25 protein-coding genes are annotated in these 26,031 nt (G+C 69.3%); 13 read left to right on the top strand and 12 right to left on the bottom strand.

Translation table 11 applies throughout. The features are described from left to right. Positions 1-6 precede the first annotated feature (6 nt). The 7 genes from ACFOWZ_RS06635 to ACFOWZ_RS06605 are packed head-to-tail and all read left to right on the top strand — an operon-like array spanning position 7 to position 6,784. The gene (locus ACFOWZ_RS06635; RefSeq protein WP_382370198.1) at positions 7-948 is read left to right on the top strand and encodes a fumarylacetoacetate hydrolase family protein; all 942 of its coding nucleotides are present in this window, start codon (positions 7-9) and stop codon (positions 946-948) included. Then, complete coding sequence (locus tag ACFOWZ_RS06630; RefSeq protein ID WP_382370196.1) at positions 945-2,810, top strand: acyl-CoA synthetase; 1,866 nt, start codon at positions 945-947, stop codon at positions 2,808-2,810. Before ACFOWZ_RS06635 ends, ACFOWZ_RS06630 begins: the two co-directional genes overlap by 4 nt. A 16-nt stretch (positions 2,811-2,826) precedes the next feature. After that, positions 2,827-3,177, top strand: coding sequence for a DoxX family protein (locus tag ACFOWZ_RS06625; protein WP_382370194.1), 351 nt, complete (start codon positions 2,827-2,829; stop codon positions 3,175-3,177). After that, complete coding sequence (gene mhpA, locus ACFOWZ_RS06620) at positions 3,174-4,700, top strand: bifunctional 3-(3-hydroxy-phenyl)propionate/3-hydroxycinnamic acid hydroxylase MhpA (RefSeq protein WP_382370192.1); 1,527 nt, start codon at positions 3,174-3,176, stop codon at positions 4,698-4,700. Before ACFOWZ_RS06625 ends, mhpA begins: the two co-directional genes overlap by 4 nt. Beyond that, positions 4,684-5,868: a cytochrome P450 gene (locus tag ACFOWZ_RS06615; protein WP_382370190.1), complete on the top strand. Its 1,185-nt coding sequence runs from the start codon at positions 4,684-4,686 to the stop codon at positions 5,866-5,868. The genes mhpA and ACFOWZ_RS06615 overlap by 17 nt, the downstream gene beginning before the upstream one ends. 15 nt (positions 5,869-5,883) lie before the next feature. Next, positions 5,884-6,084 carry a ferredoxin gene (locus ACFOWZ_RS06610; protein ID WP_030471071.1) on the top strand — a complete coding sequence of 67 codons (201 nt, stop codon included), beginning with the start codon at positions 5,884-5,886 and terminating at the stop codon, positions 6,082-6,084. A gap of 37 nt (positions 6,085-6,121) precedes the next feature. Further along, entirely contained in the window at positions 6,122-6,784 is a 663-nt protein-coding gene (locus ACFOWZ_RS06605; RefSeq protein WP_382370187.1) for a TetR/AcrR family transcriptional regulator, read from the top strand. A gap of 126 nt (positions 6,785-6,910) precedes the next feature. Here ACFOWZ_RS06605 and argJ read toward each other — a convergent pair whose 3' ends face one another. The 7 genes from argJ to ACFOWZ_RS06570 form a co-directional block, all read right to left on the bottom strand. Continuing rightward, entirely contained in the window at positions 6,911-8,080 is a 1,170-nt protein-coding gene (gene argJ / locus ACFOWZ_RS06600) for a bifunctional glutamate N-acetyltransferase/amino-acid acetyltransferase ArgJ (RefSeq protein WP_382370185.1), read from the bottom strand. Positions 8,081-8,144: 64 nt separating this feature from the next. Then, positions 8,145-9,545: a class I adenylate-forming enzyme family protein gene (locus ACFOWZ_RS06595; RefSeq protein WP_382370183.1), complete on the bottom strand. Its 1,401-nt coding sequence runs from the start codon at positions 9,543-9,545 to the stop codon at positions 8,145-8,147. Positions 9,546-9,581: 36 nt separating this feature from the next. Then, positions 9,582-10,409: a TauD/TfdA family dioxygenase gene (locus ACFOWZ_RS06590; protein WP_382370182.1), complete on the bottom strand. Its 828-nt coding sequence runs from the start codon at positions 10,407-10,409 to the stop codon at positions 9,582-9,584. Beyond that, positions 10,406-11,815, bottom strand: coding sequence for an asparagine synthase-related protein (locus ACFOWZ_RS06585; protein ID WP_382370180.1), 1,410 nt, complete (start codon positions 11,813-11,815; stop codon positions 10,406-10,408). Before ACFOWZ_RS06585 ends, ACFOWZ_RS06590 begins: the two co-directional genes overlap by 4 nt. Next, complete coding sequence (locus ACFOWZ_RS06580; protein ID WP_382370178.1) at positions 11,812-12,552, bottom strand: enoyl-CoA hydratase/isomerase family protein; 741 nt, start codon at positions 12,550-12,552, stop codon at positions 11,812-11,814. Before ACFOWZ_RS06580 ends, ACFOWZ_RS06585 begins: the two co-directional genes overlap by 4 nt. 130 nt (positions 12,553-12,682) lie before the next feature. Beyond that, positions 12,683-13,306: a LysE family translocator gene (locus ACFOWZ_RS06575; protein ID WP_382370176.1), complete on the bottom strand. Its 624-nt coding sequence runs from the start codon at positions 13,304-13,306 to the stop codon at positions 12,683-12,685. A 15-nt stretch (positions 13,307-13,321) separates the two neighbouring features. Beyond that, complete coding sequence (locus ACFOWZ_RS06570; RefSeq protein WP_382370174.1) at positions 13,322-14,902, bottom strand: B12-binding domain-containing radical SAM protein; 1,581 nt, start codon at positions 14,900-14,902, stop codon at positions 13,322-13,324. Positions 14,903-15,622: 720 nt separating this feature from the next. On the opposite strand from ACFOWZ_RS06570, the gene ACFOWZ_RS06565 reads away from it, so the two are divergent. Together ACFOWZ_RS06565 and ACFOWZ_RS06560 are read left to right on the top strand one after the other, a co-directional pair. Then, complete coding sequence (locus tag ACFOWZ_RS06565) at positions 15,623-15,751, top strand: hypothetical protein (protein ID WP_382370172.1); 129 nt, start codon at positions 15,623-15,625, stop codon at positions 15,749-15,751. A 6-nt stretch (positions 15,752-15,757) separates the two neighbouring features. Continuing rightward, complete coding sequence (locus ACFOWZ_RS06560; protein ID WP_382370170.1) at positions 15,758-16,459, top strand: amidase family protein; 702 nt, start codon at positions 15,758-15,760, stop codon at positions 16,457-16,459. On the opposite strand, the gene ACFOWZ_RS06555 is transcribed toward ACFOWZ_RS06560, so the two are convergent. Beyond that, a complete protein-coding gene (locus ACFOWZ_RS06555) occupies positions 16,350-17,315 on the bottom strand; it encodes an LLM class oxidoreductase (protein WP_382370168.1) in 966 nt (321 codons plus the stop codon). The two genes, ACFOWZ_RS06560 and ACFOWZ_RS06555, sit on opposite strands and share 110 nt — an antisense overlap. Positions 17,316-17,374: 59 nt before the next feature. On the opposite strand from ACFOWZ_RS06555, the gene ACFOWZ_RS06550 reads away from it, so the two are divergent. The 4 genes from ACFOWZ_RS06550 (at position 17,375) to ACFOWZ_RS06535 (ending at position 21,568) form a co-directional block, all read left to right on the top strand. Beyond that, positions 17,375-17,953, top strand: a complete 579-nt coding sequence (locus tag ACFOWZ_RS06550) for a TetR/AcrR family transcriptional regulator (protein WP_382370166.1) — start codon at positions 17,375-17,377, stop codon at positions 17,951-17,953. A gap of 83 nt (positions 17,954-18,036) precedes the next feature. Then, positions 18,037-19,473: an MFS transporter gene (locus tag ACFOWZ_RS06545; RefSeq protein WP_382370164.1), complete on the top strand. Its 1,437-nt coding sequence runs from the start codon at positions 18,037-18,039 to the stop codon at positions 19,471-19,473. 72 nt (positions 19,474-19,545) lie between these two features. Continuing rightward, positions 19,546-21,090, top strand: coding sequence for an AMP-binding protein (locus ACFOWZ_RS06540; protein WP_382370162.1), 1,545 nt, complete (start codon positions 19,546-19,548; stop codon positions 21,088-21,090). Beyond that, on the top strand, positions 21,074-21,568 hold the full coding sequence (locus ACFOWZ_RS06535) for a nuclear transport factor 2 family protein (protein WP_382370160.1): 495 nt from the start codon (positions 21,074-21,076) through the stop codon (positions 21,566-21,568). The genes ACFOWZ_RS06540 and ACFOWZ_RS06535 overlap by 17 nt, the downstream gene beginning before the upstream one ends. A gap of 80 nt (positions 21,569-21,648) precedes the next feature. Here ACFOWZ_RS06535 and aroF read toward each other — a convergent pair whose 3' ends face one another. The 4 genes from aroF to ACFOWZ_RS06515 are packed head-to-tail and all read right to left on the bottom strand — an operon-like array spanning position 21,649 to position 25,901. Continuing rightward, entirely contained in the window at positions 21,649-22,683 is a 1,035-nt protein-coding gene (aroF, locus tag ACFOWZ_RS06530; RefSeq protein WP_382370158.1) for a 3-deoxy-7-phosphoheptulonate synthase, read from the bottom strand. Between the two features lie 58 nt (positions 22,684-22,741). Beyond that, positions 22,742-23,935, bottom strand: coding sequence for an acyl-CoA dehydrogenase family protein (locus ACFOWZ_RS06525; RefSeq protein WP_382370156.1), 1,194 nt, complete (start codon positions 23,933-23,935; stop codon positions 22,742-22,744). Between the two features lie 17 nt (positions 23,936-23,952). After that, positions 23,953-25,383 (bottom strand): FAD-binding oxidoreductase, encoded by a 1,431-nt coding sequence (locus ACFOWZ_RS06520; RefSeq protein WP_382370154.1) that lies wholly within the window; start codon positions 25,381-25,383, stop codon positions 23,953-23,955. Further along, positions 25,383-25,901 (bottom strand): flavin reductase family protein, encoded by a 519-nt coding sequence (locus ACFOWZ_RS06515; RefSeq protein WP_382370152.1) that lies wholly within the window; start codon positions 25,899-25,901, stop codon positions 25,383-25,385. Before ACFOWZ_RS06515 ends, ACFOWZ_RS06520 begins: the two co-directional genes overlap by 1 nt. Positions 25,902-26,031 lie beyond the last annotated feature (130 nt).

The raw sequence follows: 26,031 nt of genomic DNA, 5'->3' as shown, positions 1-26,031 counted from the left end.
GAACCCTTGAGCACGTCGATTCTGCGCACCGCCGACGCCTGGTACGTCACCACGGCCGGCGGAGCCGTGAAGATCAGCACCGCGGCCACGACCACCGGTGAGCTGCTGGCCGACCGTCCGGCCATCGCGGCCGCGGCCGCGGGCGCGGCCACGGACCGCGTCGAGGACCTCGCGCTGGTCTCGCCGGTCACCGCGCCCTGCCGGGTCGTGGCCCAGATGACCAACTTCGCCTCGCACGTCGCGGATGCCGGGATGGATCCGAAGTCCGTGCCGCTGACGTTCTTCCGCAAGACGTCCGGGTCGATCAGCGGTCCGGTCGACGACGTGGTGAAACCGGCGCACGTGCGGCTGCTCGACTACGAGGTCGAGATCGGGCTGGTGATCGGCCGCGCGATGCCCGTGGGCACCGAGGTCACCGAGGCGAACCTGCACGAGTTCGTGGCGGGCCTGGTCGTGACCAACGACGTGTCCGCTCGCGACATCCAGCTGCCCCAGACCCAGTTCTACGAAGCCAAGTCGTACCCGACCTTCACCCCGGTCGGTCCCAGGCTGGTGCTGCTCGACGCCGGTGAGCTCAGGCGGTTCACCGACCTGCGGCTGACGCTGTCGGTGAACGGCGAGTCCCGGCAGGACTCGATCGTCGGCAGCGACATGATCTACCGGCCGGTCGAGGCTTTGCGCGCGTTGACCAGGTTCCAGCGGCTGGACGCCGGTGATCTCGTCCTGACCGGGACCCCTGTCGGCACCGCGCTGTCCGCGCCGCCCAAGGCCGTGGAGAAGATCGCCGCTCTGCTGCCCGCCGCGGTGAAGTGGAAGCTGTTCTTCAACGGACAGGCCAAAAACCCCAAGTACCTGGCAGACGGCGACGTCGTCGAAGCCCGCGTCGCCACCCGCGACGGCGCGATCGACCTCGGCACCCAGCGAACGAAGGTGCGGTACGCGCGATGACCGACGACCTGCTGTGGCCGCGCTACGCCGAACCCGGCGACCTGTCCGCGGTCGAGGCCGTGCCGCTCGCCGACAGGGGACTGCCCGAGTCGACCTACGCGCTGCTGGTGCGCGCCGCCCGGCTGTGGCCGGAGCGCACGGCGATCAGCGTGCTGCCCGATGCCACCCGCTGGCGTGAACCCGTCGACCGCACCTTCTCCGGACTGCTGGCGGACGTCCACCGTTACGCGAACCTGTTGCGGCAGCTGGGTGTTCGGCGCGGCGACGCGGTGGCGCTGATGTCACCCAACTGCGCCGGTCTCGTGCCCGCGACACTGGCCGCGCAGCTGGCCGGGATCGCGGCGCCGCTCAACGGCTCCCTGTCCCGCGACCACCTCACCGAGCTGCTGCGCCTGTCCGGTGCGCGTGTTCTGGTCACCGCGGGGCCGGAACTGGCGCCGGAGGTGTGGGACAGGGCGCAAGCACTGGCGGGCGAGCTCGACGCGGTTCTCGTGCTGCGGCCGACCGGTGCGGCAGGTGCCGCGGATCCGTTGCCTGCCATCGAAGGCGTGCACGTGGGCTACCTCGACGACCTCGCCGCCGAGTCGGACCCGGACGCTTTCGCCGGTGAGCCACCGTTGTCGTCGGACCTGGCCGCCCTGTTCCACACCGGCGGCACCACCGGTGCGCCGAAGCTGGCCGCGCACACGCACGCCAACGAGGTCGCCGACGCGTGGATGATCGCCCTCAACTCGTTGCTGGACGACGATTCGGTCGTTTTCGCGGCCCTGCCGTTGTTCCACGTCAACGCGTTGGTCGTCACGCTGCTCGCACCGTTGTTCAAGGGGCAGCCGACGGTGTGGGCGGGTCCGCTGGGCTACCGCGACCTCGCCCTGTACGGACAGTTCTGGCAGATCGTCGAGCACTACCGGATCGCCGCGATGAGTGCGGTGCCCACCGTGTACGCGGTTCTCGCGCAGTGCCCGGTCGATGCCGACATCACCTGTCTGCGCTTCGCGATGGTCGGTGCCTCGCCGCTGCCCGCCGCGGTGCGGGAGAACTTCCAGTCCCACAGCGGAGTTTCACTCGTGGAGGGCTACGGGCTCACCGAAGCCACCTGTGCCAGCGCACGCAGTTTCCCCGACGCGCCACGACCGGACGCGGTCGGCCAGCGCATGCCGTACCAACGCATGAAGGTGGTCGACCCGGACACCGGAGAGGAACTGCCGCCCGGCCGGACCGGCGTGCTGGCGATCAGCGGCCCGACGGTGTTCCCCGGCTACGTCGTCGCACGCGACCACAGCGGTCACGTCCTCGACGGTCGCGGCAAGCTGGCCGGCGGCTGGCTGAACACCGGCGACCTCGCCCGCCTGGACACCGACGGGTTCGTCAGCCTGGCGGGCCGGGCCAAGGACCTCATCATCCGCGGTGGCCACAACATCGACCCCGTCGTCATCGAGGACGCCCTGCTGGCGCACCCCGCGGTGACGGCCGCCTGCGCGGTCGGCAGCCCCGACGCACACGCCGGCGAGGTCCCGGTCGCGTACGTCACCCTCGCCCCCGGAGTGACCGCGGCCGAGGACGAGCTGCTGGCGTGGGCTGCCGGCCGCGTGCCCGAGCGCGCCGCCGCGCCGAAGGCCGTCACCGTGCTCGACGCGTTGCCGGTGACCGACATCGGCAAGCCCTACAAGCTCCCGCTGCGCGCCGACGCCACCCGTCGCGTGATCTCCGAGGCGCTCGCCGGGTTCGAAGCGGTGGACGTCGACGCGGTGGTCGAAGACGGGACCGTCGTCGTGACGGTCACCGTTCCGTCCGAAGTGGACGAGTCCGCGGTGAAGGACCTCCTCGGCCGCTACACCATCTCCTGCCGTTTCCGAAGCTGATCTCCAAGGACAGACCATGATCGTGTTGACGGTGTTCGCCGTTCTGCTGGCAGTTCTCTTCGTCGTGCTCGGCGTGTCCAAGTTGCTGGCGTTGCCGCGCATGCGTGAACTCGCCACTCACGCCGGGTTCTCCGTCGCGGCCTACCGCGGGATCGGTGCGCTGGAGGTGGCGGGCGCCGCGGGCCTCCTGATCGGACTGACCGTGCCGCTGCTCGGGGCCTCTGCCGGTGTCGGCCTGCTGCTCCTGCTCGCGGGCGCGGTGGTCACGCACGTCCGCAACGGGGACGGCGTCCGCGAGCTCGCCCCGGCCGTGGTCTGCGCGGTGCTCGTCGCCGGCTACCTCGCGGCGCTGGGCCTGTCGTCGTGAAGGTGCCCGTGGTGATCGTCGGCGCGGGCCCCACCGGGCTGACCGCCGCGAGACTGCTCGCCCGGTACGGTGTCGAGTGCGTGGTGCTCGAGCGCTGGGAGTCGGTCTTCCCCCAGCCGCGCGCGGTCCACCTGGACGACGAGGTCTACCGCGTCCTGGGGCGGATGGGACTGGCCGAGGAGTTCGCGGCCATCTCGTGGCACTGCCACGGGTTGCGGTTGCTGGACCCGGACCTGCGCGTGCTGGCCGAGTTCCGGCGCCCCCGCGGCACCGGCCGTCACGGTTTTCCGCGGGCCACCATGTTCGACCAGCCCGACCTGGAACGACTCCTCCGCGCCGGACTGGAGGTCCGCGGCAACACCGAGGTCACCGGCATCGTCCAGGACGGCACCGGACCGGTGCGGGTCGAGGTGACCGACCGCCTCACCGGTGAGCGGGAGACGATCCACGCGGACTACGTGCTCGGCTGCGACGGCGCCAACAGCCTCACCAGGAAGGCGATCGGCGCGTCGATGACGGACCTCCGGTTCGACCAGCGCTGGCTCGTGGTCGACATCGCCACCACCGCCGATCTCGGCGAATGGGAAGGCGTGCACCAGGTCTGCGACCCCGGCCGCGCCGCGACCTACATGCGCATCGGAAGAACGCGTTACCGCTGGGAGTTCCGCCTGCTGCCCGGCGAGAGCGAGGGCGACTTCCGCGACGGCGACTTTCACGGCGGGGACCGGCTGCACCGGTTGATCGCGCCGTGGACCAAGGACGTCCCGGCCGAGGATCTCGAGGTCGTTCGTGTCGCCGAGTACACCTTCCGCGCGCAGATCGCGGACCGGTGGCGCGACCGGCGGGTGTTCCTGCTCGGCGACGCGGCGCACCTCACGCCACCGTTCGTGGGGCAGGGGATGGGCGCGGGAATGCGTGACGCCGTGAACCTCGCGTGGAAGCTCGCGGGCGTCCTCGGCGCGACCCTGCCCGAACAGGCGCTCGACACCTACGAGGTGGAGCGCAAGCCTCACGCGCGCGCCATGATCCGGACGGCCAAGCTGGTGGGCAAGGCCATGACCGAGGGCGGCCGGTTCGGTGAGCTCCTCCGCCGGGTGCTGGCACCACGCCTGGCCCTCGTCCCCGGCCTGTCCCGCCACGTTCTCGACAGCGAGACACCACCGCTGCACCGCTCCGATCTGGTCGTGCGGCCACGCCTGCGTCGAACCCTGGCGGGACGGCTGTGCCCCAACGCCGTTCTCGACGACGGACGCCGCTTGGACGACGTGGCCGCTGCCCGCTTCGCCGTCGTCACGGCGATCGCCCCCACGGAAGCCGAACGCACCGCCATCGAGGAGTGCGGCGCGGTCGTCATCACCACCCGGCCCTCTGACGAGTTGCACCACTGGCTTCGTGCCGGTCACACCCGCGCCGCCGTCATCCGCCCGGACGGCGCGGTGCTGAGCACGAGCAACAGCCTCTCCCGGCTGTGCCTTTCTTTGCCCCGGTTCACCGTGAGGAGCAACGTTGCCCCGACGCCCTGACGTCCCGGCGTACGCGCCGGACATCTACTCCACGCAGGCCATCCTCGACCCGTACCCGCACTACGCGAAGCTGCGCGAGCTCGGGCCGGTGGTGTGGCTGCCCAAGCAAAAGGTGTACGCGCTGCCGCGCTACGCGGAGTGCAAAGCCGTGCTGCTGGACGACAAGACCTTCGCCTCGGGTGAGGGTGTGGCGTTGAACCCGGTCACGAACCGGCTCTCGCGCGGCACGACGCTCAACAGCGACGGCGAGGACCACACCGGCCGACGTGCCCTGGTGGCGCACCGGCTCACGCCCAGGGCACTGCGCACGATGACGGAAACCGTGGAACGCCAGGCAGCCGAGATCGTCGACGCGGCGCTGGCCCGGCGCGACGTCGACGGCGTCGACATCGCCGAGGCGTTGCCCACCGCGGTCGTTCCCGATCTCGTCGGCTGGCCGCAGGAACACCGGAAGAACCTGCTGAGCTGGGGCGCGGCGACCTTCGACGCACTGGGCCCGCTGAACGCGCGAGCGGCCGCGGCATCCTTGCGAGGTCTCGGCGTGATGCGCTTCGCGCGAGGTGTCGTCCGGCGACGATCGGTCCTGGCCGGCAGCATGGGGGACGACCTGCTGCGCGCCGCGGACGAAGGCAAGATTGCCCGTTCCGAGTGCCCGGCGTTGATGATCGACTACCTCGTGCCCTCGCTCGACACGACGCTCAGCGCGATCGCCAGCGCCCTGCACCTGTTCGCGGCGCACCCCGACCAGTGGCAGCTCCTGAAGGACGACCCCGGCCTGATTCCCAACGCCGTCAACGAGGTCGTGCGGTACGAATCCCCGCTGCGCGCCTTCAGCCGCAAGGTCGCGAAGGACACCGAGGTGGCGGGGACCGCACTGCGCGCGGGCTCACGCGTCCTCGTCCTCTACGCCTCGGCGAACCGCGACGCGCTGGAGTGGGAGGACCCCGACACGTTCGACATTCGCCGCGACGCCTCCCGGCAGCTGGGCTTCGGCCGCGGCACGCACGGCTGCGCGGGGCAGGGCCTGGCCCGGCTGGAGGTCCAGTCGATGCTGCAGGCCCTCGTCACCCGCGTCGAGAAGATCGTGCCCGCCGGGGAGCCGGAGTGGGGTCTGAACAACATCATCCGCCGTCTCCAGCGGCTGCCGCTCGAACTCGTTCCCGCCTGACGAAAGGGGAGACCCGTGCGGATCTCCGTCGACCACGCCCGCTGCGAGGGCCACGGCCTGTGCGCCGGCCAGGCCCCCGACGTCTTCGACCTCGACGACGACGCGCAGGTCGTCTACCTGTTCGAAGGCGGGACCGTCCCACCCGAGCACCTCGCGGCTGCCCGCGCCGCCGTCAACGTCTGTCCCGTCGCGGCGCTGCGGGAACTCCAGCACTGATCGATTCATCAGTGCTGTCATGCAGTACCTTTCAGGTATGGCCACACCGCGTTCCCGCAGCGCCGAACCCGCCACGCGCACAGAGCGGCGCAAAGCCCAGACCCGTCAGAAGCTGATCGACGCGGCGCGCGGTTTCCTGGCCGGCGACAAGCACGCGACGGTGAGCATCCAGGACATCACCGACGAGGCGGACGTGGGTTTCGGCTCGTTCTACAACCACTTCGCCACCAAGGCGGAGCTGTTCGAAGCGGCCGTGTCGGAGGTGATGGAGGAGCTCGGCGGGCTTCTGGACGACCTCAGCAGTGACGTCGACGATCCGGCGATGGCCTTCGCGCAGTCGATGCGGTTGGCCGCGCGCCTCGGGGTGGCGCGCCCGGAGACGGCGCAGGTGCTGGTGCGACACGGGATGGCCTTCATCGACGCCGACGCGGGACTGGCTCCGCGTGCCCTGCGCGACATCGAGGCGGGCGTCGCGTCCGGCCGCTTCCGGGTCGGTGAGCCGAGGCTCGCTCTGGCCACCACCGCCGGCGCGCTCCTGGCCGTGCTGCACCTGTCGCTGGCGAACCCGGAGCGAGTCACCGACGCGACGTGCGACGAGGTGGCCGAGCAGTTGCTGCGCATGCTCGGAGTCCCGCTGGACGAAGCACGTGAGATCGCGACGGCGCCGCTGCCGGACGCCTCGGCTGTCAGCCGGGTCTGACCGCCGGGCCCGTGTCGGGGCGATCGGAACGGGGGCTCGCTCCGACGCTTTTGCGAGCGTTCTCACCCGCGAGCGCTCCAGCCCGTTCGCCCCGCACGTCCTTGCACGGCCCAGGTCCGCGCCGAATCAGGTCGTGTAGTCGGCGTTGATCCGCACGTAGCCGTCCGTGAGGTCACAGCCGTAGACGGTGAACGTGCCCTCGGCGATGTGGAGGTCGACTGAGATCACGACCTCGGTGCCCTTCATGTACGCGGAGGCCTTGGCGAGTCCGGTGTCGTCGGTCAGCGTCGGGTACAGCTCCAGGTCGCCGAAGTGGATGCTGACCCTGGCGGGATCGATGTCGGTCTCGTCCTCGAGCTTGCCGATCGCCATGGCCACCCGGCCCCAGTTCGGGTCGGCTCCGTGCACGGCGGTCTTGACGAGAGGCGAGTTGACGATGCTCTTGCCGACGCGCTTCGCCTGCGCGTCGTCACGGGCGCCGGTGACCCGGACCTCGATGAGTTTCGAGGCACCTTCACCGTCCGAGGCGATGTCGCGCACCAGTGCGAGTGCCGCCTGGTGGAGGACCGACTCGAACTCGGTGAGGTCGACCGCGCCCGCGAGACCGTTGGCGAACACCGCCGCTGTGTCGCTGGTCGACGTGTCGGTGTCGATGCTCAGCGCGTTGAAGGTGCGGTCGATCACCCGTCGGAAGATGACGTCGAGATCGTGAGCGTCGACCTGCGCGTCGGTGAAGAAGAACGTCAGCAGGGTCGCCATGTTCGGCTCGATCATGCCGACGCCCTTGGCGATGCCGACGACGGTCGCGTCACCGACGCGCAGGCTCACGGTCTTGGACCGGGTGTCGGTGGTCATGATCGCCCGCGCCGCCGCCGCGAAGTCCGCCTGGGGAAGCGGCGTGGTCACCTCGTTCAGGCCGGAGCGGATGGTGGCCATCGGATAGGGCCTGCCGATCACTCCGGTGGACGCGATCAACAGCTGCTGCTCCGGCACACCCGCGAGTTCGGCCGCCCGCAGCCGCACCTCGACGGCGTTGTCCATGCCGGTCTGGCCGGTCGCGACGTTCGCGTTGCGCGACAGGACCACGACTCCCCGGCAGTCCGCGCTCGACTGCCTGCTCAGCAGGACACTCGGTCCCGCGAACCGGGATCGGGTGTACACCGCGGCAGACGTCGCGGGCACCTCCGAGACGACGATCATGAAGTCGTCGTCGCCGTCCTTCAGTCCGAGGTTCGCGGTCGTACCCCGAAAGCCACGCGGAGCAGTGTGCGCAGTCAATGTCGTCCCATCATCCACGTCGATGCATACTAATGCCGTTCTACTCTAGCGATACCCCTCGTCAAACGATCGAGCTGCATACCTATTCAGTCAACCCGGCTCGGATGGCGGGCTTGTCCGGCTTGCCGACGGCCGTGTGCGGGATGTCCGCGGTCAGCCGGATCCCGGCTTCGACCCCTGCCTCGTCGAGCACCCGCTGGATCTCGGCCACGACTTCGGCCTCCGCGGCCCCTGCCGACGCGGAGGCGACGACGACAGCGCCGGTCCGGTCGTCACCGGCCAAGGGCGCGAGCACGACCGCCTCCGTCACCTGGCAGGTCGCCACCAGCGACGCTTCCAGCTGGGGCGCGAACACCGGACCGCGTGCTCCCCGCAGCAGGTCGGCGACCCGGCCCAGGATCCGGTACTCACCCCGGTGACTCGCGACATCGCCGGTCCGGTACCAGCCGCCGTCGAACGCCGCCGCCGTCGCCGCTTCGTCTCCGGCGTACCCCGTGCTCGTGTGCGGCGACCGTGCCACGATCTCCCCGATCCCGGGCAGAGCAGGATCGATGGGCACCAGGTCCACTTCCACGCCGGTCACCGGGCTCATGCCGCGCTCGGTCTGCAGCGCGTCCTCCATGTTGCCGAGAACGATGCCGAACTCGGTCGAGCCGTAGATCCGTCTGATGTGGACCCCGAGAATCTTGGCGGCATCGTCCACCACCCGCTCACTCAGGTACGCGCCACCGCACAACGGCAACCGCAACGACGGCAAGCCGGCGGTGCCGCCCCCGGCCGCCTCCACGAGTTGTTCGTAGTGACGAGGCAGTCCACTGTGCACAGTCGCCCTGGTCTGCTCCAGCCACCGCAGCAGCGTCGCGGGTGGGGCTCCCGGATCGGCGAGGACCAGTCTGGCCCCCGACAGCAACGCCGGGAACAGGTGGACGTCGCAGCCGTGCGCAACGTCCAGCGTGTGCCGGTTGAACACGGTGTCGGCAGCGGTCGTCGCGGTGTAGTCGATCCACTGAAGACGATCCTGGAGCAGGTCTTCCTGCGTCCACGCGACAAGCCGGGGTTTACCGGTGGATCCTGATGTTTCCAGCAGCCGGAACAACCCGGCGTGCTCGATGCCCGGTTCGGACCCGATTCGCGGGTCCCCCTCCGCCACCGCGGCCGGCGAGACCACCGGGACGTCCCCGACGGGCAGCGGTTCCGGACCGATCACCAGCGCGGGCCGGGTCCGTTCGAGCAGCCAGGCGATGTGTCCGGATGTCGCGGTCCGGCTGATCGGCACGTGCACCGCGCCGCTGCCGGCCGTGGCGAGGATCAGCGCGGCGTACGCGACGCTGTTGTCGAGCCAGGTCGCGACGGTCTTCCCGGGCCCGATGCCGTTGGCCCGGAACCACCCCAGCACGCGGTCGACCTCGTGGGAGAGTTCGCGATAGGTGAGCTGATCGCCATCGGGGACGAGAATGGCGACCGCGTCGGGTGTTTCAGCCACCGATCGACGGAAAGCAGTGAGCAGCATTTCGTACCTTCAGTTCGCCGGTGCCAGGGTGACTTGGCCACGCAGGAGCAAACGCACGCCGTCCGATCCGATCGCGGTGCGGCCGTGCAGCGTCCGCTGGTTGTCGATGACCAGGAGGTCCCCGGTCTGCCACCGGTGCGAGTAGACGTACTTCGGCGAGTGCAGGTGCGCGGACAGCTCCGCCAGGGAACGCGCCGACTCGTCGGGGGACTGGCCGGGTACCCGCACCTGCCAGCCGCGGGGAACATCCGGGGGGAAGCCGAGTGCGAGGTTGAGCGAGCGCACGCGACCGTAGTCACGGGTGATGCCGATCGGGTACCAGTCGTCGGGCACCTGCGGGAAGTAGCCGCGTTCTTCGACCAGGTACTCCAGCGAGCCGCCCTCGACGATCCCCGCCAGGTGTTCCGGCAGCTCGCGCCACGCCGCGAGCTGGTCGCAGACGACCGTCTCCCCGGAACCCGGCACGTCGGAGAACTCCTTGGCGTACAGGACGATCAGGTCGACCTGTTCCCCGACCAGCAGCCCGTCGGTGTGCAGCGGCAACGGTCCGCGCCCGGTGACGACCTTGCCCTCGTCGCGGGAGGCGTTGAGGCGCAACAGGTCGGCCTGCCCCTCACCGAACCTGTGGTCGACCGTCTGCCCGAGCCGGTGCACGAGCGACTGGAACGCGGGCTCGTCGAGTTCCACTCCCCTGACGAGGAGAACGCCGGATTCCAGGACCGCGGTCTGGCACCGCGCGGCGAAGCTCTCGATCGGCTCGCCGGGCGCCCTGTCCAGCACGACTCCGAGGCCGGATGTCGTCAACATGTTGTCCCCCATGTCTTTCTTCTCGTTCATCGCACCGCGGCCACTGCGGCTTCGTACACCGCCACGGCGTCCCAGCTGTCCAGCTGCCCCTCACCCGCGAGCGTCAGCAGGTGGGTGAAGCAGGCGCGGTAGACCTGTTCCGGATCTGGTTGTCCCGAATCCGACGCCACCCGCCCGCGCACGCCGTCCTGCAACCCACCGCCGTGGTGCACCGCGATCTTGCGGCGCCACGCGACGTTGTGGGGCACGTGCTCGGCCATCGCTGTCCGCAGGTGGAACTTCTCCCTGCCCTCGCGGACCTTGCACTCAGGAGCCGTCTCCAGCGCGACGCTCATCACCGGCAGCGTCCAGAACGGGTGGAAGGTCTCCACGCCGGACGCCACCGCGGCGCGGTTGGTCAGCTCGCCGCTCATCCGGGTGCGCCGGACGGCGTCGGCGCACTGGCCGATCAGTTCGCGCGGGTCGGTGAACGGGGTGAACAGGCCCGCGTTGATCAGATCGCTGCCGTAGCCGGTGAGCAGCACACGACCCGGTTCGATGACCTTGTTCTCGTACACCGCGGTCGCGGTGAGCGCGATCTCGACGACCTCGGGGGTCGTTGTTCCGAGCCAGCGGACGGCACTGGGCACGGCAGCCGCGAACGTGTCCTCGTCGATGTCGACCCGGCAGAGTTCCAGCCCTGCTGCCGCGCACAGCTCCTCGGCATCGGAGAACTCGTTGCCCCACGGCGTTCCCACGCTGTGCGGAAGCACGTCGAATCCCGCTCGGGCCGCGAGGTAGGTGACGGCGCCGGAGTCGATCCCGCCGGACAGCAGCGTCGCGAACCCGGCACCCGGCCGTTCCGCGGCGATCTGGCCGATCACGTCGGTGAGGGCGGCCAGCTGATCCCGTCCCGCGGTCAACGGGTCGGTTCGACGTGGTTCGTGGAACTGGTCCAGCCAGTCGGGCGCGCGCACCTCCTCCACGTGCCAGCCGTCCCGCGCACGAAAGCGAGTGCGCCGGGTGGAGTGCGCGAGTTTGCGCACACCGGACACGATCGTCGCGTCGGACTCGGGGTCGACCGGTGCCGGCACCACGAGTGCCTGCTTGCCGAGCGCGGGCAGGATCAACGCGGCGAGAAGGAGGTCGGTGAACCACACGAAACGGCCCGTTTCCGGGTCCTCGGCCAGATAGACCGCGTCCTCGTTGAACACGGAGGTCCACACGCTCACCGACGTCTCGTCCACCCGGAACGCGGTGTGCTGCCGGTTCCGCTGCGGTGCGCCGGTACCCGCTGTCGCGACGAGCGTGCGCACGTCGACATCGATCGGTGTGCTCGCGGGCAACTCGGCAGAGCCGCGGTAGTACAGGACGAACTCGCCGATCTCGGTCGCGGTGGTGAGCCCGGCGAGGCCGGGCACGGCCAGGTTGCCGACGGCCAACCACTCGGCGGTCATGCCCGGCTCACAATCCGGCGCATCTGTTCCTGCGGGAGGCCCGAGGCGAAGGCTGCTCTGTGGGACTTCTTCGCGTGGTCTCGCAACGCGTGCAGCCCGCGGATGTACTCGCCGTTCATGTGCGGCTTGGTACCTCGCACGGCCGCGGGGTTGTAGTCGCCGAACGCGGAGGCGCGCGCCATCGCGGCCGTCAGCACCTCCTCCGCGGGCACCACCTCGTGCAGCAGCCCGTCCGCCACGGATCGCTCGGCGGGCCACTCCTCGCACGACATCAGCATGTTCTGCATGACGTGCCGGCCAACCGACCGCTCCAGCATGTACGCGCCGAAGTTGCACGCGATGCCCAGCTGGAACTCCGGCATCCTCAGGACCGACGTGGTCGCGCCGATCCGGTAGTCGCACGTCAGTGCCAGCTGCAGACCGATGCCGATGGCGTAGCCCTCGATCGCGGCCACCGTCGGCTTGGTGACCTCCAGACTCGCCACGTAGAGCTCGGTGATGGCGTCGATCCACACGTCGACCTCGTCGTGGCCGGAGAAGTGACTGACCTCGTGGAAGTCACCGCCCACGGCGAACGAGTTGCCCGCACCCCCGTGCAGAACGACCGCTGAGACCTCGTCCGACCGCTCGAGGTCGGAGAGGATCCCGGCGAGCACTCGCATGCGGTCGATGCTCATCGGGTTCGAGTGGTGCGCGCCTTCGAAGGAGACGTATCCGACCCTGTTGGAGACGCTCACCGAAAAAGTTGCTTCTGGCGTCGAATCGGCCGTATGTGTGGTCAACGACTCTCCATTGTTCTGGCAGGGACTCCGTTGCTTGTTTCACTGCGATCGCCACACCCCACCGCTGACTGAGCGGCACGGGGGGCTAGACGGTCGTCGCCAGGGTGCCTATGCCCAGCAGCGCGAGGATCGCCGAGCTGGTCCGGTCCAGCAGCCGCGTCACCTTGGGGCGCCGCAGCCACAGCACGGCTTTGCTGGCGGCGACGGTCACCAGCACCAGCCAGCCGAAGGCGACCACGCCGTCGATCAGGCCGAGGGTCATGATCGTGCCGAAGCCGACCGCGTCCGCAGGCAGGAACTGCGGGACGACGGCGAGGAAGAACAGCCCGACCTTCGGGTTGAGCACGCAGGAGAAGAGACCGGCTCGCAGCGCGGGACCCGTCTTCGGCGGCACACCACCGAGATCGGGATCCGCGCTGACGAGTGCCTGGCTCTGCCGGAACCCGATGAGCCCCAGGTAGAGCAGGTACAACCCGCCCGCGACCTTGACGACGAAGAACGCCGACGCCGAGGTCTGCAGGAACGCGCTCAGCCCGAGCGCGACCGCGGCGGCCCAGAACAGCGACCCCAGCGCCGACCCCGCTGCGCTCGCGACGCCGGAGCTGACGCTGACCAGGCCATATCTCAGCACCAGGAACGTGTCCGGTCCCGGCGTGATCGCCAGCAACAGGCACAGTCCCGCGAAGCCGAGCAGTGCGGTGACGGTCACCGGTCTTCCCCCTTGCTAGCCACCGATGGTCAGGCCGAGGTTCTTGCCGTGGTCGCGGACCTCGGCGCGGGCCTCGGCGAGGTCGTCCAACGTGAGGCCGGGCATCACCGACACGACGTAGTCGGCCATCGCCTCCTCCCGGTCGATGATGTCCTTGTCCCGCCACTTCCTCGCGCGCTGCTCGTGCTCCCGGATGCTCGGCATGCCCAGCCCGAGCTCCTGGGCGCGTGCTCGCGCCATCTCGGGGTCCAGCAGCATCTTGAAGTCCAGCGATCCCGGCTCTGGCGAGAGGACCTCGACGTCGAGCGAGGCGATGCTGTCCGTGCCGGACTCGAGCAGCGCCTTCATCGAGTCGATGTTCTCCCGCATCAGCCCGGCGTCCATGCCGATGTGGCCGATCACGAAACCGACCTTGAGGAGCAGTCCGGCGTTCTTCGCCGACTGCAGCGCGAGCACGTTGTGGTCGAACATCTTCTCGGCGCGGTACACCGAGTTGACGTCGCGGATGGACGCGAGCGGCTTCTTCATCGCGTGCAACGAGATGGCCGTGCCGGCGTCGAGTCCGACCATCAACTGGCGGACCCCGAGGGCCCGCAGGTTGGACGCGTGCCGCTCATCGGACAGGCCGTCGGCCCGCGCGTAGCCGACCATCACCGGCCGCTCGTCCTCGGGAAGCCCGCTCCACCACGGCGGCGGTGCCGCGACCATCTCGCGCAGCAGCCTGCCGAACGTCAGCGGCAGTTCGTCCGCGGTCAGGTACAGGTAGTCGTAGCCCGACAGGTGAGCCGCGTGGATCACCGACCAGGCGGCTTCGGCGTCCGGGACGGAGTTGCGCCACATGCCGCCGAACTGGATCGAGCAGAACGAGCACGCGTCGTTACGGGCGAACTTGATGCAGCCCCTGCCGATCTCGACCGGCATGCCCGCGGTGACCGCGCGGCCGGTCAACCGCTCGAACGTCGGCACGACCCGGCCGTTGAAGTTGTGCCGGTACAGCCCGGTGTGGTCGAAGACCTGGTCGATCAGCGAGTAGTCGATCCGGGTGTAGATCGGCTCGGGGCGCTGCGGATTCATCGACACGGTGGTGCCGTCGAAGGACGCGAGCCCTGCGAAGTCGCCCGACGCCACGTCCGCACCGGCGCTGAGCGCGGTGATGAACTCGACGAAGCTGCCGACGACCTCGTTGCCGACGAACGCGTAGTCGATCACCCCGGCCCGTGACGACATGCACTCGCGGGGCAACGCCGTCACGTGGTCGTTGCCCAGGATCGTGACGATCCGGCTGTTCGCGTTCTTGGCCGCGGCGCACAGGTGCAGCCCGGCCTCGTAGGTGGCCGTCAGCGCGCTGACGCACAACGCGAGGATGTCGCTGGCGTTCTCCTCGACGTACCGCAGCACGTCCGGCCAGGGCACCACGGTGCCGTCGACGTAGATCGGCTCGACACCGGGGACGTCGCGCAGCGCGGACGCCAGGGTCAGCACACCCAGGTTCGGGAAGTCCGACCAGTCCGTGTGCTCCTCCGGCCTGGTGACCGTGCACGACGCACCGTCGATGACCGTGTTGGAGTTCGGCGGACTGACTACCAGCACTTGCATTCTCGATCATCCCCCATGACCGTTGGCCATCAATGCTTTCGGCGCATGCCAACAAGACGCGTGGAAGTCAGGGAGGCAACAGCTTTGCGGGAAGCGCACGCGCGCTTTTACAGCACGGCTCTACAGTGCCGTTTCCCGGTACTTCCCCCACTACACGCGAATCTCATCCCCATAGCCGGTGACCGCTGAGATCATCGGCGAATACACACCCCAAAATCAGATTGGCCCGCGATCCGCGCGTGTGTCAACTCCGATGCGAGACCGTCTTGCTGGATGGGAGAAGTTACTCCAATTCAGCGTATGCGTCATCGGATTGCCCCAATGGTCGTGACGCTATGTGACTGTCGCGGGTTCCGGGCGTGATGTGCATCGCATACGAGGCTTTACTTGCTCAGTTGCACTTGAGGTTCAAATCCTGTCGTCCCGACGGCCAGGAGAGTCTTCGCAGCTCAGTAGTCATGAAGGCCCATCATTTGTTTCCCAGTTGCGCTGCGCGATGGTGTGCAAGTAGGCCGTGAAGCGCTTTACCCCTGGCCAAGAGGTCGATGTTTTCGATCTGGTCGCACGGCCGCGTATCGAACGGTTAACCGGTTCTGATCCGGCTCAGCAGCCGTTCTCGGCGTTGGTGGGTGTGTGACCAGGCAGGCTCACCCCGTTGATGTGAGTGATCTCGCTCGGCCTGACGCGAATGCGATTGCCCCACCGGAACCGTTGACGACCATGCCGTTGCTGCCCTGGCAGAAGTCGTGGTGGAAGTGTTCCTCGATCTGGTGGTTCGCGAAGGCGGTGCGCAGCTCGCTCAGACTGGAGCCGGCGCGGATGTTGCCGATCTGGGTGTGCGGTGGCTGACCGTTGATGGCCACTGCGAACCCGTCGGTGCCGATCAGGAACGGTTGCGGATCGGCCTGCTCACCACTGTGCCCACCGGCATGCCCGTCGACCCGGAATGCGTTGAGGCCGCTGAGAAAGCCGGCTGGCTGCTGGAGTCACTCGGGCACGACGTCCACCCCCGTCGAACCCGAGTTCTTCAGCGAGGAAGCCCGGATCGCCTACGCCCAAACCGTGGTGGACGCGTCTCTGTGCGCCATGCCGTTCAACCGCCCCGAGCTGGTCGGTTCCCAGCTGCGCCAACGGATGGAACGGGCGAGGAACCGCGACGTACTGCTGACCCCCACGATCGCCTGCCTGCCGCCCCTCGTCGACACCGTCCTGCGGGAGGCCGTCGGCAACCCGGATGGCCTGCGGCTGACCGAGACGCAGATGATCTCGTTCACCTCCTTCTGCAACATCACGGGACTTCCGGCCATCTCTCTGCCGGCCCACACCTCGGCCGACGGCCTGCCGGTCGGCGCCCAGCTGGTGGCCGGGCCCTGGGACGAAGCCGTTCTCATCCGCCTCGCCTCGGCGCTGGAGCCTCTGGTGGGGTGGACGCAGGGGCGCGCTGCCCTCACGTGGCCGGGGTCGGCTGCGCGGCGAGGTGGTGGGCGGGGAAGTGCGGCACCACGTGCTCGCCCAGCTCCTGCAGCACTTCAGGTGCGGGGCGGCGGCCGTACTTGAGGTTCAGGATCACGTGGTTCACGCCGATGTCGCGCAGCTCGCCGATGTGGTCGACCAGGAAGTTCCTGCCGGTGCGGTAGCCCAGGTGGATCGGGGCCGGCGCCGTACCGGGGTCGGCGTCGAGGTCGACGTACAGGGACTGGGAGAACGGCTTCCAGTCGCCGGCGGCCTCGCGCCACGCGGTGGTGAGCTGGCGCTGGGCGGCCACGGGCTTCGGGTACATCAGCCAGCCGTCGCCGTTGGCGGCGATCCAGGGCAGGTCCTGGCGGCTGTTCCCGGTGACCAGCAACGGGATTCGCCGGCCGCGTGGTTTGGGCAGCAGGTCGGCGCCGCGCAGAGTGCCGTAGCGCGAGTCGATCTCGGGGAAGTCCTCCGCCCACAACCGTCTGATGGACTCCACGGAGGCGCGGTACAGCTCGCCGCTGTCGTCGCGGTTCAGGCCGTACGCGGGGAACTCGATGCCGCGGTCGCCGGTCGCGGCACCCAGCACCAGTCGTTCGCCGCACAGCAGGTCCAGTGACGCGGCGGCCTTCGCGGTGTCGATCGGGTTGCGCAGGGGGAGCACGGTCGAGCCGGTCGCCAGGGCGATGCGGGAGGTGCGGGAGGCGATGAACGTCAGCCAGACCCACGGGTCGAAGAGCTGGCCGCCGTCGCCGAACGCCGGGTCGAGCAGCGGGACGTCGCGTGCCCACAAGGCCGCGAAACCGCGTTCCTCGGCCAGCATCGCCTCTGTGACCTGCTCCTCCACGTTCATCCTGGGTACAGGACCCGCGTAGGACTCCAGCGGGAACAGCAGTCCCAGCGTCAGCTCGTTCTCACGGAACATCGAGGCGAAACCTGGGCGGTTGCCGAACATCCGAGCTCCTCACGTCCAATACTTGACCTGGAGGTCCAAAATAGCTTACGGTTCCCGTCGTGGGCAGGCCCAAGAAGTTCGATCCGGAGAAAGCGGTGGAGCAGGCCGCGGAGACCTTCCGCGTGCACGGCTATGCCGAGACCTCTCCGCAGAGCCTCGCGGACAGCCTCGGCATCGGCAAAGGCAGCCTGTACCACGCGTTCGGCAGCAAGCACGAGTTGTTCCTGAGGAGTCTCGAGCGGTACACGGACACGTCGCTCGCGGATCTGAAGGCGGTCATGGACGAGGGGAGGCCGATCCGGGAACGGGTGCGCGAGCTCCTGACCGGGTTCGTCGAGGCCGACCTCAACGACCCGGACCGGTGTGGCTGCCTCGTGGTCAACACCGCGGTGGAGTTGCGCACCAGTGACGAACCGACGGTGAAGTTGCTCGGCAAGTCGTTCGAGGCGACGGAGTCGGTGCTGCACCTGGCTTTCATCGCCGCACAGCACGCGGGTGAGATCGACGCCGATCGCGACCCGAAAGCGCTTGCGGGGCTGGTGCAGAGCTCGATGATCGGATTGCGAGTGCTGGTCAAGACGACGTCCGACCGCGATCGGCTGGGGTCGATCATCGACGCCGCGGTCGCGGCGATCTGAGTTCAGAACCCGAGATCTGCCCGTCGGACATTTTTCGGGCGAATTTTGTACCTCAAGGTCAAATACTCTGGAGTGGGGAAGGCATGACAACGTCCCAGGAAACCAAGGCGGCTGCGCAGCTGCCCGACGAGACGAAGGGCTGGGGCGGACGCCTCTGGGCCACGTTGATCGTGCTGTGCAGCGCGATGTTCCTCGACGCGCTCGACAACGCGATGGTCGGCATCGCGGTGCCGCCGATCCAGGCCGAGCTCGGCATGACGACCTCGGCCGTGCAGTGGGTGGTCAGCGCCTACGTGCTCGGGTTCGGCGGATTCCTGCTGCTGGGCGGCAGGATGGCCGACCTGGTCGGACGCCGCAAGCTGCTGCTCATCGCGGTCTCGGTGTTCGCGATCGCCTCGCTCGTCGGTGGCATCGCGGACAACGGTGTGACGGTCATCGTCGCCCGGTTCGTCATGGGCGTCAGCGCGGCGTTCAGCGCGCCGGCCGGTCTCGCGATCATCATGACGACGTTCCCCGAGGGTGCCGTCCGCAACCGGGCCGTCGCCATCTACACCGCTTGTGGCGCAACGGGCTTCTCGCTCGGTCTGGTCGCGGGTGGTCTGCTGACGGAGATCGGCTGGCGCTGGACGTTCCTGCTGCCGGTGCCGATCGCGTTGGCCGTGCTGGTCGGTGTGAGCATCCTCGTCGGCAAGGACACGCACTCGGACGCCAAGCGCAGCTACGACATCCCCGGCGCGTTCAGCATCACCGCCGCGATGTTGTTGCTGGTCTTCACGATCGTCGAGGCGCCGGCCGCCGGTTGGACGTCCGGCCGCACGCTCGGCGGGTTCGCGGGCTTCGTCGTGCTGGTGATCGCGTTCGTGCTGATCGAGCGCAAGACGGCGCAACCGTTGATCCGCCTCGACTTCCTGCGCAACCCGGCACTGGTCGGTGCCGCGCTGGTCGCGGCGGCGATCCTCGGCACGTACATGAGCTTCCAGTTCATCGGCTCGCTGTACCTGCAGGCCTCGCGCGGCTGGTCGCCGCTCGAGATGGCGCTCGGCTTCCTGCCGTGCGGCATCCTGATCGCACTGATCGCCCCGCGCGCCGGCGGCCTGATCGGCAAGTTCGGTCCGAAGTGGATGATGTTCGCGGGCTTCCTGGCCTACACGCTCGCGTACCTGTCGTTCCTGCGCATCGACGCGGACTCGAACTACTACACGACGATCCTGCCGACGATGCTGCTGATCGGTGTCGCGTTCCCGCTGTCGTTCACCGGTGCCTACGTGCAGGCCACCAGCGGCGTGGCGGACGCGGAGCAGGGACTCGCGGCCGGCGTGCTGCAGACCGGTTACCAGGTCGGTGCCGCGTTGCTGCTGGCGATCGTCACCGCGACGATGGCGTTCGGTCAGGACGGCGGGGCGGCCAACACGCTGGAGAGCTACCACAACGGCATGTACGTGGTGACCGGTTTCTCCGTGCTGACCCTGGTCGCCACACTGGTCGTGGCTCTGCGCTCCCGGCAGAAGGCCACCGTCTGATTCACCCCCCCGCAGGGGCGGCGGCTCCGGCTGCCGCCCCTGCACCCTGCGCGAGGAACTTCGGAGCGAGCGATGACAACGTCCGTGATCGACGGGGGACCGGCACCGGCACTCGACGTGTCGACCCTGGCCGACCTCCTGCCGCGTGCCGCGAGCCGCAACCGGGGGACCGCCGTCCACCTGATCACCGCGGACGGCGTCACCACCTCACTGTCCTATTCGGACCTTCTCGACGCCGCCTCACGAGTGCTCGGCGGACTGCGCCTCGCGGGCGTGCGAACCGGCGACCGCGTCGTGCTGCACCTGCGGGACAACCGCGACTTCCTGCCGGCGTTCTGGGCCTGCGTGCTCGGTGGGTTCATCGCCGTGCCGACGAGCGCCGACCCGTCCGGGCTGCGCCCCGACCGGGGTTACCTGTGGCTCGTGGCCGACGCTCCGGCCAGGTCCGGTCCACAGTGGATCGGGACGGTGCGCGGGCTCGCCGCGGGATCGCCGGACCGCCGGTGGTTCCGCGGCGATCTCGACGACATCGCGCTGCTGGCCACCACGGCCGGCAGCACCGGCGCGCCCAAGACGGTGCTGCTGAGCCACGGCAACATCCTCAGCCGGTCGGCGGCCACGATCGCGGACAACGGCCTCGACGCGACCGCGGTGACCTTCAACTCCATGCCGCTCGACCACGTGGGCGGGCTGGTCATGTTCCACCTGCGCGACGTGCAGCTCGCGTGCACCCAGGTGCACGCCCACCGCGACTGGATCCTCGGCGATCCGGCGCGGTGGCTGGACATCGCCGACCACCACCGCGCGACCGTCGCCTGGGGCACGACCTCCGCGCTGGACGCGATCGCGGCACGTGCGTCGGCCGGGTTGTGGGACCTGCGCAGGCTCGCCTACGTCATGAACGGCGGTGAACCGGTGAAGGCGCGCACGATCAACCGCTTCCTGACCGCGCTCGCGCCGTTCGGTCTGCCCGGCGACGCGGTGCGGCCGGGCTGGGGGATGTCCGAGACGGCGGCTGGTGTCGTCGACCACCGGCTCTCCCGCGCGGAACTGCACGACGACCGGTACGTGCCGGTAGGCAGGCCGCACGCCGGTGTGGCCGTCCGCGTCGTAGACCTGCGCGGCGACCTCGCCGGTGAGAACGTGGTCGGCAAGCTGCAGGTGCGCGGAGCGTCGGTCACCACCGGCTACGCGGACGGACATCCTGACAACGTCACCGCCTTCACCTCCGACGGCTGGCTCGACACCGGTGACTTCGCGCGCGTCTCCGGCGGGCTGCTGACGGTCACCGGCAGCACGGCCGACGCGTTGTGGATCGACGGCGAGCTGCACCACGCGCACGAGATCGAGTCGACCGTCGGCGAACTCCCGTTCGTCGACCGGAGGTTCGTCGGTGCGTTCCTGGCCGACGGCTCGTTGATCGTCGCCTACCACGGCACCGAGGAGAACGAATCCGCTGTGCGCGCCGCGGTTCTGGCCGCGCACGGGCTGCACGCCGACCGCGTCGTCCTGCTCCCTCCCGACGCGTTTCCCAAGACCCGCACCGGAAAGCCGCAGCGCGCCCAGCTGCGGGAGATCACCACATCCTTCGAGGAGAGCCGTGTACGTCACAACTGACCACGCCCTGCGTTCCACCGGCGTGGAGTCCGTGCTCCGCGAGATCGCCGACCGGCACGAGATCGTGGACGCCCTGCACCGGTTCGCGTTCGGCCGCGATCTCGGCGACCACGAGCTGTTCCGCTCGGCGTTCACGCCTGACGCGGAGTTCGACTTCCGGCCCGCCGCGACGAAGTGCGGTCTCGAGGTGCCGTTGATGACCGGCATCGACATGATCGCCGGGATCGTGCTCGACCCGCGCCTGCACACGACGCACACCGTCGGCAACTGCCGGGTGGAGCTCGACGCCGACACCGCCCGCCTCACCGCCCTGGTCGAGGCACAGCACCTTCCCGCCGACGACCACAGCAGGCACGCGCTGCTGAAGAACGTCTACGCCGTGGAGCTGGTCCGGGACGGCGAGCGCTGGCTGATGAGCAAGGTGCACATCGACAACATCTGGTTCACCGGCGACCCCCAGGTCGTCGTCGGCAACTGAAACCACGGATGAACGGCGCATTTGTCGACCTCAGGTGGACAAATGCGCCGTTCATCAATTTCGGTACCGGGCGTGCTGGGTCAGGCGGGGGTCAGGGAACGGGCCTGCGTGCGCCCGGTGACCTCCGTGAGGGTGCCGACCGCCTCGGCGAGCTCGGGCAGGTCGGACGTGATGAGCGCCTGAGGACCGTCGCACAGCGCGGTTTCCGGGTGCGGGTGCACGTCGACGATGACACCGTCGGCGCCGACCGCGATCGCCGCCTTGGTGAGCGGGAGCACCAGGTCGCGACGACCGCCGGAGTGCGAGGGGTCGATGATCACCGGCAGGTGCGAGAGCCGTTGTGCGACAGGGACGGCGGCGATGTCGAGCGTGTTGCGGGTCGCCTTCTCGAACGTGCGGATGCCGCGTTCGCAGAGCACGATGTCGAGGTTGCCGCGCTGCGCGATGTACTCGGCCGCCATCAGCCACTCCTCGATGGTGGCGCTCATCCCGCGCTTGAGCATCACCGGCTTGCCGGCGCGGCCGACCGCCTGCAGCAGCGGGAAGTTCTGCATGTTGCGCGTGCCGACCTGGAGCATGTCGGCGTACGCGGCGACGGTGTCGACGTCGTCGGCGCTGACCACCTCGGTGACGATGGGCAGGCCCGTCTCCTCGCGGACGTCGGCGAGGATCTTCAGCCCGGCCTCGCCGAGGCCCTGGAACGCGTAGGGCGACGTGCGCGGCTTGTACGCGCCACCCCGCAGCACGGTCGCGCCCGCCGCCTGCGCCATGTGCGCGGCGGCCAGCGTCTGCTCGTGCGTCTCCACCGCACACGGACCGGCGATCAGCGTCACGGTGTCCGGGCCGATCGGCACGCCGCCGACGTGCACGGTCGAGCGGTCGGGGTGGTGCTCGCGGCTGATGAGCTTGTAGGGAACGGAGATCCGCACGACGTCCGCGACGCCGGTCAGGCTGCGCAGGTTGAGCGTCGCGAACAGGTCGACGTCGCCGATCAGCCCGACGATCGTGCGGTCGAGGCCGCGGCTCACGAACGCTTCACCGCCCGCGGCCTCGACGAGGTCCACCACGGCCGCGACGTCGGCCTCGGTCGCGTCCAACGCCATCACGATGACCATCTGGTTGCTCTCCAGGAAAAAGGGGCGGGGCCGAGGCCCCGCCCGTCGAAGTGGAACGTCAGTTGACGATCCCGATGCTGAACGGGTTGTGCGGCGTTCCGCCGAGCAGGTGCGCTCCGGCGGACTGGATCACCTGGTCCTGCGCGATCACGTGCTGGCGCATGGTCTGCACGTCGCGCAGCCACCGGTCCATCGGTGACGGCTTGTAGATCGCGGTCGTCGCGATCAGGTCGAACAGCTTGGACACGACCGACCGCGCCGCGCGGAACGAGTTGACCCGCGCGAGAACGGCGGCCACGCGCTGGTCCGCGTCCTGCGCCACGCCCGCCTGCGCCAGCTCCCACTGGCGGTGCAGGCTGCTGTACACGGCGGCACGGGCGGCGCCGAGCTCCATCTCCGCCTCGGCGATCGCCATCTGCACGCGGTAGGTCTCCGCCCACGGCGACTGCGTCGGCCGGTCGACGCGGCCGGCGGCGAGGTCGCGGACGAAGTCCAGGGCGGCGCGCGCCACACCCAGCGGCACGCCGGGCATGTTGGCGAGGATCGCGTCCGGAGTGGACATCGGACCGGGCCTGCGCGGTGCCGCGAAGCTGAAGGTCTGCTCCTCGGGCACGAACAGGTCGGTGGCCGAGTAGTCGCGGCTGCCGCTGCCGGCGAGACCCGTGGTGTGCCAGGTGTCGTGGATCTCGAACTGCTCCTGGCGCGCGATCACGATGCGCCAGTGCATCGGCTGGCCGCTCGGGCTCTGCTCCGGCTCACCGTCGTTGTAGACGAAGCAGCCGGCGACGACCCAGTCGGCGTGGGTGATGCCGCTGCCGAACTGCCAGCGGCCGGTCACCCGGTACCCGCCGGGCACGCGGTCGGCGCGACCGCTCGGCAGGATGAGCCCGGCGGTGATCATGTCCGGGTCGGTGAACAGGTCGCGGGCGACCTGCTCGTCGAGGAAACCCGCGTACAGCGGGGTGTCCATGCCGATCATGGCGCACCACCCGGCCGACGTGTCACCGGTGGCGAGCGCCTCGATGACCTCGGTCTGCTGGATCGGGTTCAGCTCGGGGCCGCCCCAGCTGCGCGGCAGGGCCATCCGGAAGACGCCGGTGCTGCGCAACAGGTCGACGACGTCGGCAGGCAGACGTCGCGCCTGCTCGATCTCGGCCGAACGCTCGCGCAGCAGGGGTGCCGCCGCCCGTGCGCGGGCGAGCACGTCCTCCGCCGTGAGCGGCGCCGCCTCAACAGAGTCCAAAATGGTCATTGCAGCCTTCCTGGCCTTCAGAAGTAGCGACCGGGTGCGATGGTCCCGGCCGGGTCGATGGAGTCCTTGAGGCGCCTGGTGAACGCCCGTTCGCTCGGCTGCCCGCCGCAGCGGTCGAACCACTCGCGGTGGTCGACGTCGAGGCGGTACGGCAGGAAGCCGGCCTCGGTGAAGCTCTCGTACACCAGGTCCAGCGCCCGGTGCGCGACGTCTGCGTCGCTCCGGTCGAACTTGAGGGTGACGACGAGGTCGACGACGTCGGGCCCGAGCACGTTCCCGGTCGCACCGCAGGCGATTCCCGTCTCCTCGCGCACCCGTTCGAGCAACTCGTCCGCCTTGACGACGGCTTCCGGCGTGAACGGCAGCAGCGGCAGGAAGAAGAGGAACCCGATGCGCTCGTCGAGCTGGTCGGCGGGCATGCCCATCTTCGCCTCGAACACGGTGTCCGTGACGTCCGGGTCGCCGAGGTAGGACCGCTCGACCAGCGCCGTCACCTCGTGGTGCGGACTGGCCGGGTCGGCCGCGTCGGTGTTGGAGACGTCGGTGAAGACGCCGCTGCGCACTGCTTCGTCGACGATGATCCCGCTGAGCGCGGCGACGGCGGCAGGGGTGCCGTCCACGCAGACGTGCGCGAGCCACTCGCCCGGCGTGCTGCCGTAACCACGCGCGGCGGCGGGGTTGTAGAACTTGAGCACGCCACTGACCAGACCCTGCGCCTGCCAGCGGCGCAGCTGTGCGGTCGCCTCGCCCAGCTCGGCCGACTGGAAGTTCAACCGCACCACGCGCAGCGCCTCGGGACGCGGCAGCAGCCGGACGACTGCGCCGGTCACGATGCCGAAGTTGCCCTGGACGAACAGCTGCACCAGCGACGGGCCGAGCCCGTGCGGGTAGACCGGGGTCTGCCTGTGTGCGTCCGGCCACCAGCCGACGCGCACGACCTCGCCGTCCGGCAGCACGACCTCGAGCCCCATCAGGTCTTCCACCCGCTGGTGGCGCAGTCCCACGCCGCGGTCGAGCGCGTTGCCGATCACGCTGGAGTGCGCGGACGACACGGTCACGTTGAGCATCCGGGCGGTGCCGTCCAGCCGGGCGGCCAGTTGTCCCTGCGTCACACCGGGTTCGACGACGGCCCAGCCCGCGTCGACGTCGATCTCCCTGATCTCGTCCAGTGAGCCGAGGTCGAGCACCACCACGTCGTCGTCGGCCGGTTCGCGGGACCCGAGGCCCCAGTTGCGGCCGGTGCTGTACGCGTGCAGTGACACCGATCGTGCCGCGTACGCGGCGACCAGCCTGCGCACCTCGTCGGCCGTGCGCGGCCGGACGGTGCCGAACACCTTGCGCTGCCGGAACAAACCGGTGTTGGCACCGGGTCCGTCCGGCGACACGCGGTCCACGCCGACGATGTCCGCGGCGATGCTGATCGTGTCGGTGCCGGGCGTATCGCTCATCACTTGACTGCCTCTTCCGTCTGTTGCTGGCAGCGGCCCGCGTGGTACTCGCCGTGCAGAAAGACCAGTGGTGGCCGCCTTCCGCGTTGTGCCCCGGTGGCGATCACGTCACCCACCACGACGGTGTGGTCGCCGACGTCGACGTGCTGCCGCAGCCGGCACTCCAGCCAGGCGGGGGAGTCGAGCACCAGCGCGCCGGTGTCCTCGCCCGGCGTCGCGGACAGGGTGTGCAGCGCCGCCGCGCGGATCTCCCGCTTCTGCGCGAACGCCCTGGCGACGTCGGTCGCGCTGATGTCCAGAATGGACAGCGCCCAGACCTTGGTGTCCAGCAGATCGGCCAGGAAGGTGGAGTCGCGGCGCAGGCACACCGACACCAGCGGCGGATCGAGCGAGACGGATGTCAGCGAGTTGACCGTTACGCCGTCGTGTGTTCGTCCGTTCGGGCCATCGGCGTACGTGGTCATCACGCAGACGCCGGTGGCGAAGTTGCGCATCGCCATGCGTAGATCGACGCCCACGGGTCTCCCCTTGTCGAGTGAGGTTGGGTTCGGGATTCCGTTCATCCCTTTGAACGCAAGGACTTTCGCGTGATGACACCGATAGTATCGAGCCGTGCAGGGCGGGCCTGTCCGGTCCGCGCACACGTTT

Origin of the sequence: Lentzea rhizosphaerae, assembly GCF_042649515.1 — a bacterium.
Classification (GTDB): Bacteria; Actinomycetota; Actinomycetes; order Mycobacteriales; family Pseudonocardiaceae; genus Lentzea; species Lentzea aerocolonigenes.
The sequence above is the reverse complement of the archived record's forward strand: the minus strand, read 5'-3'. Positions and strand labels throughout refer to the sequence as shown.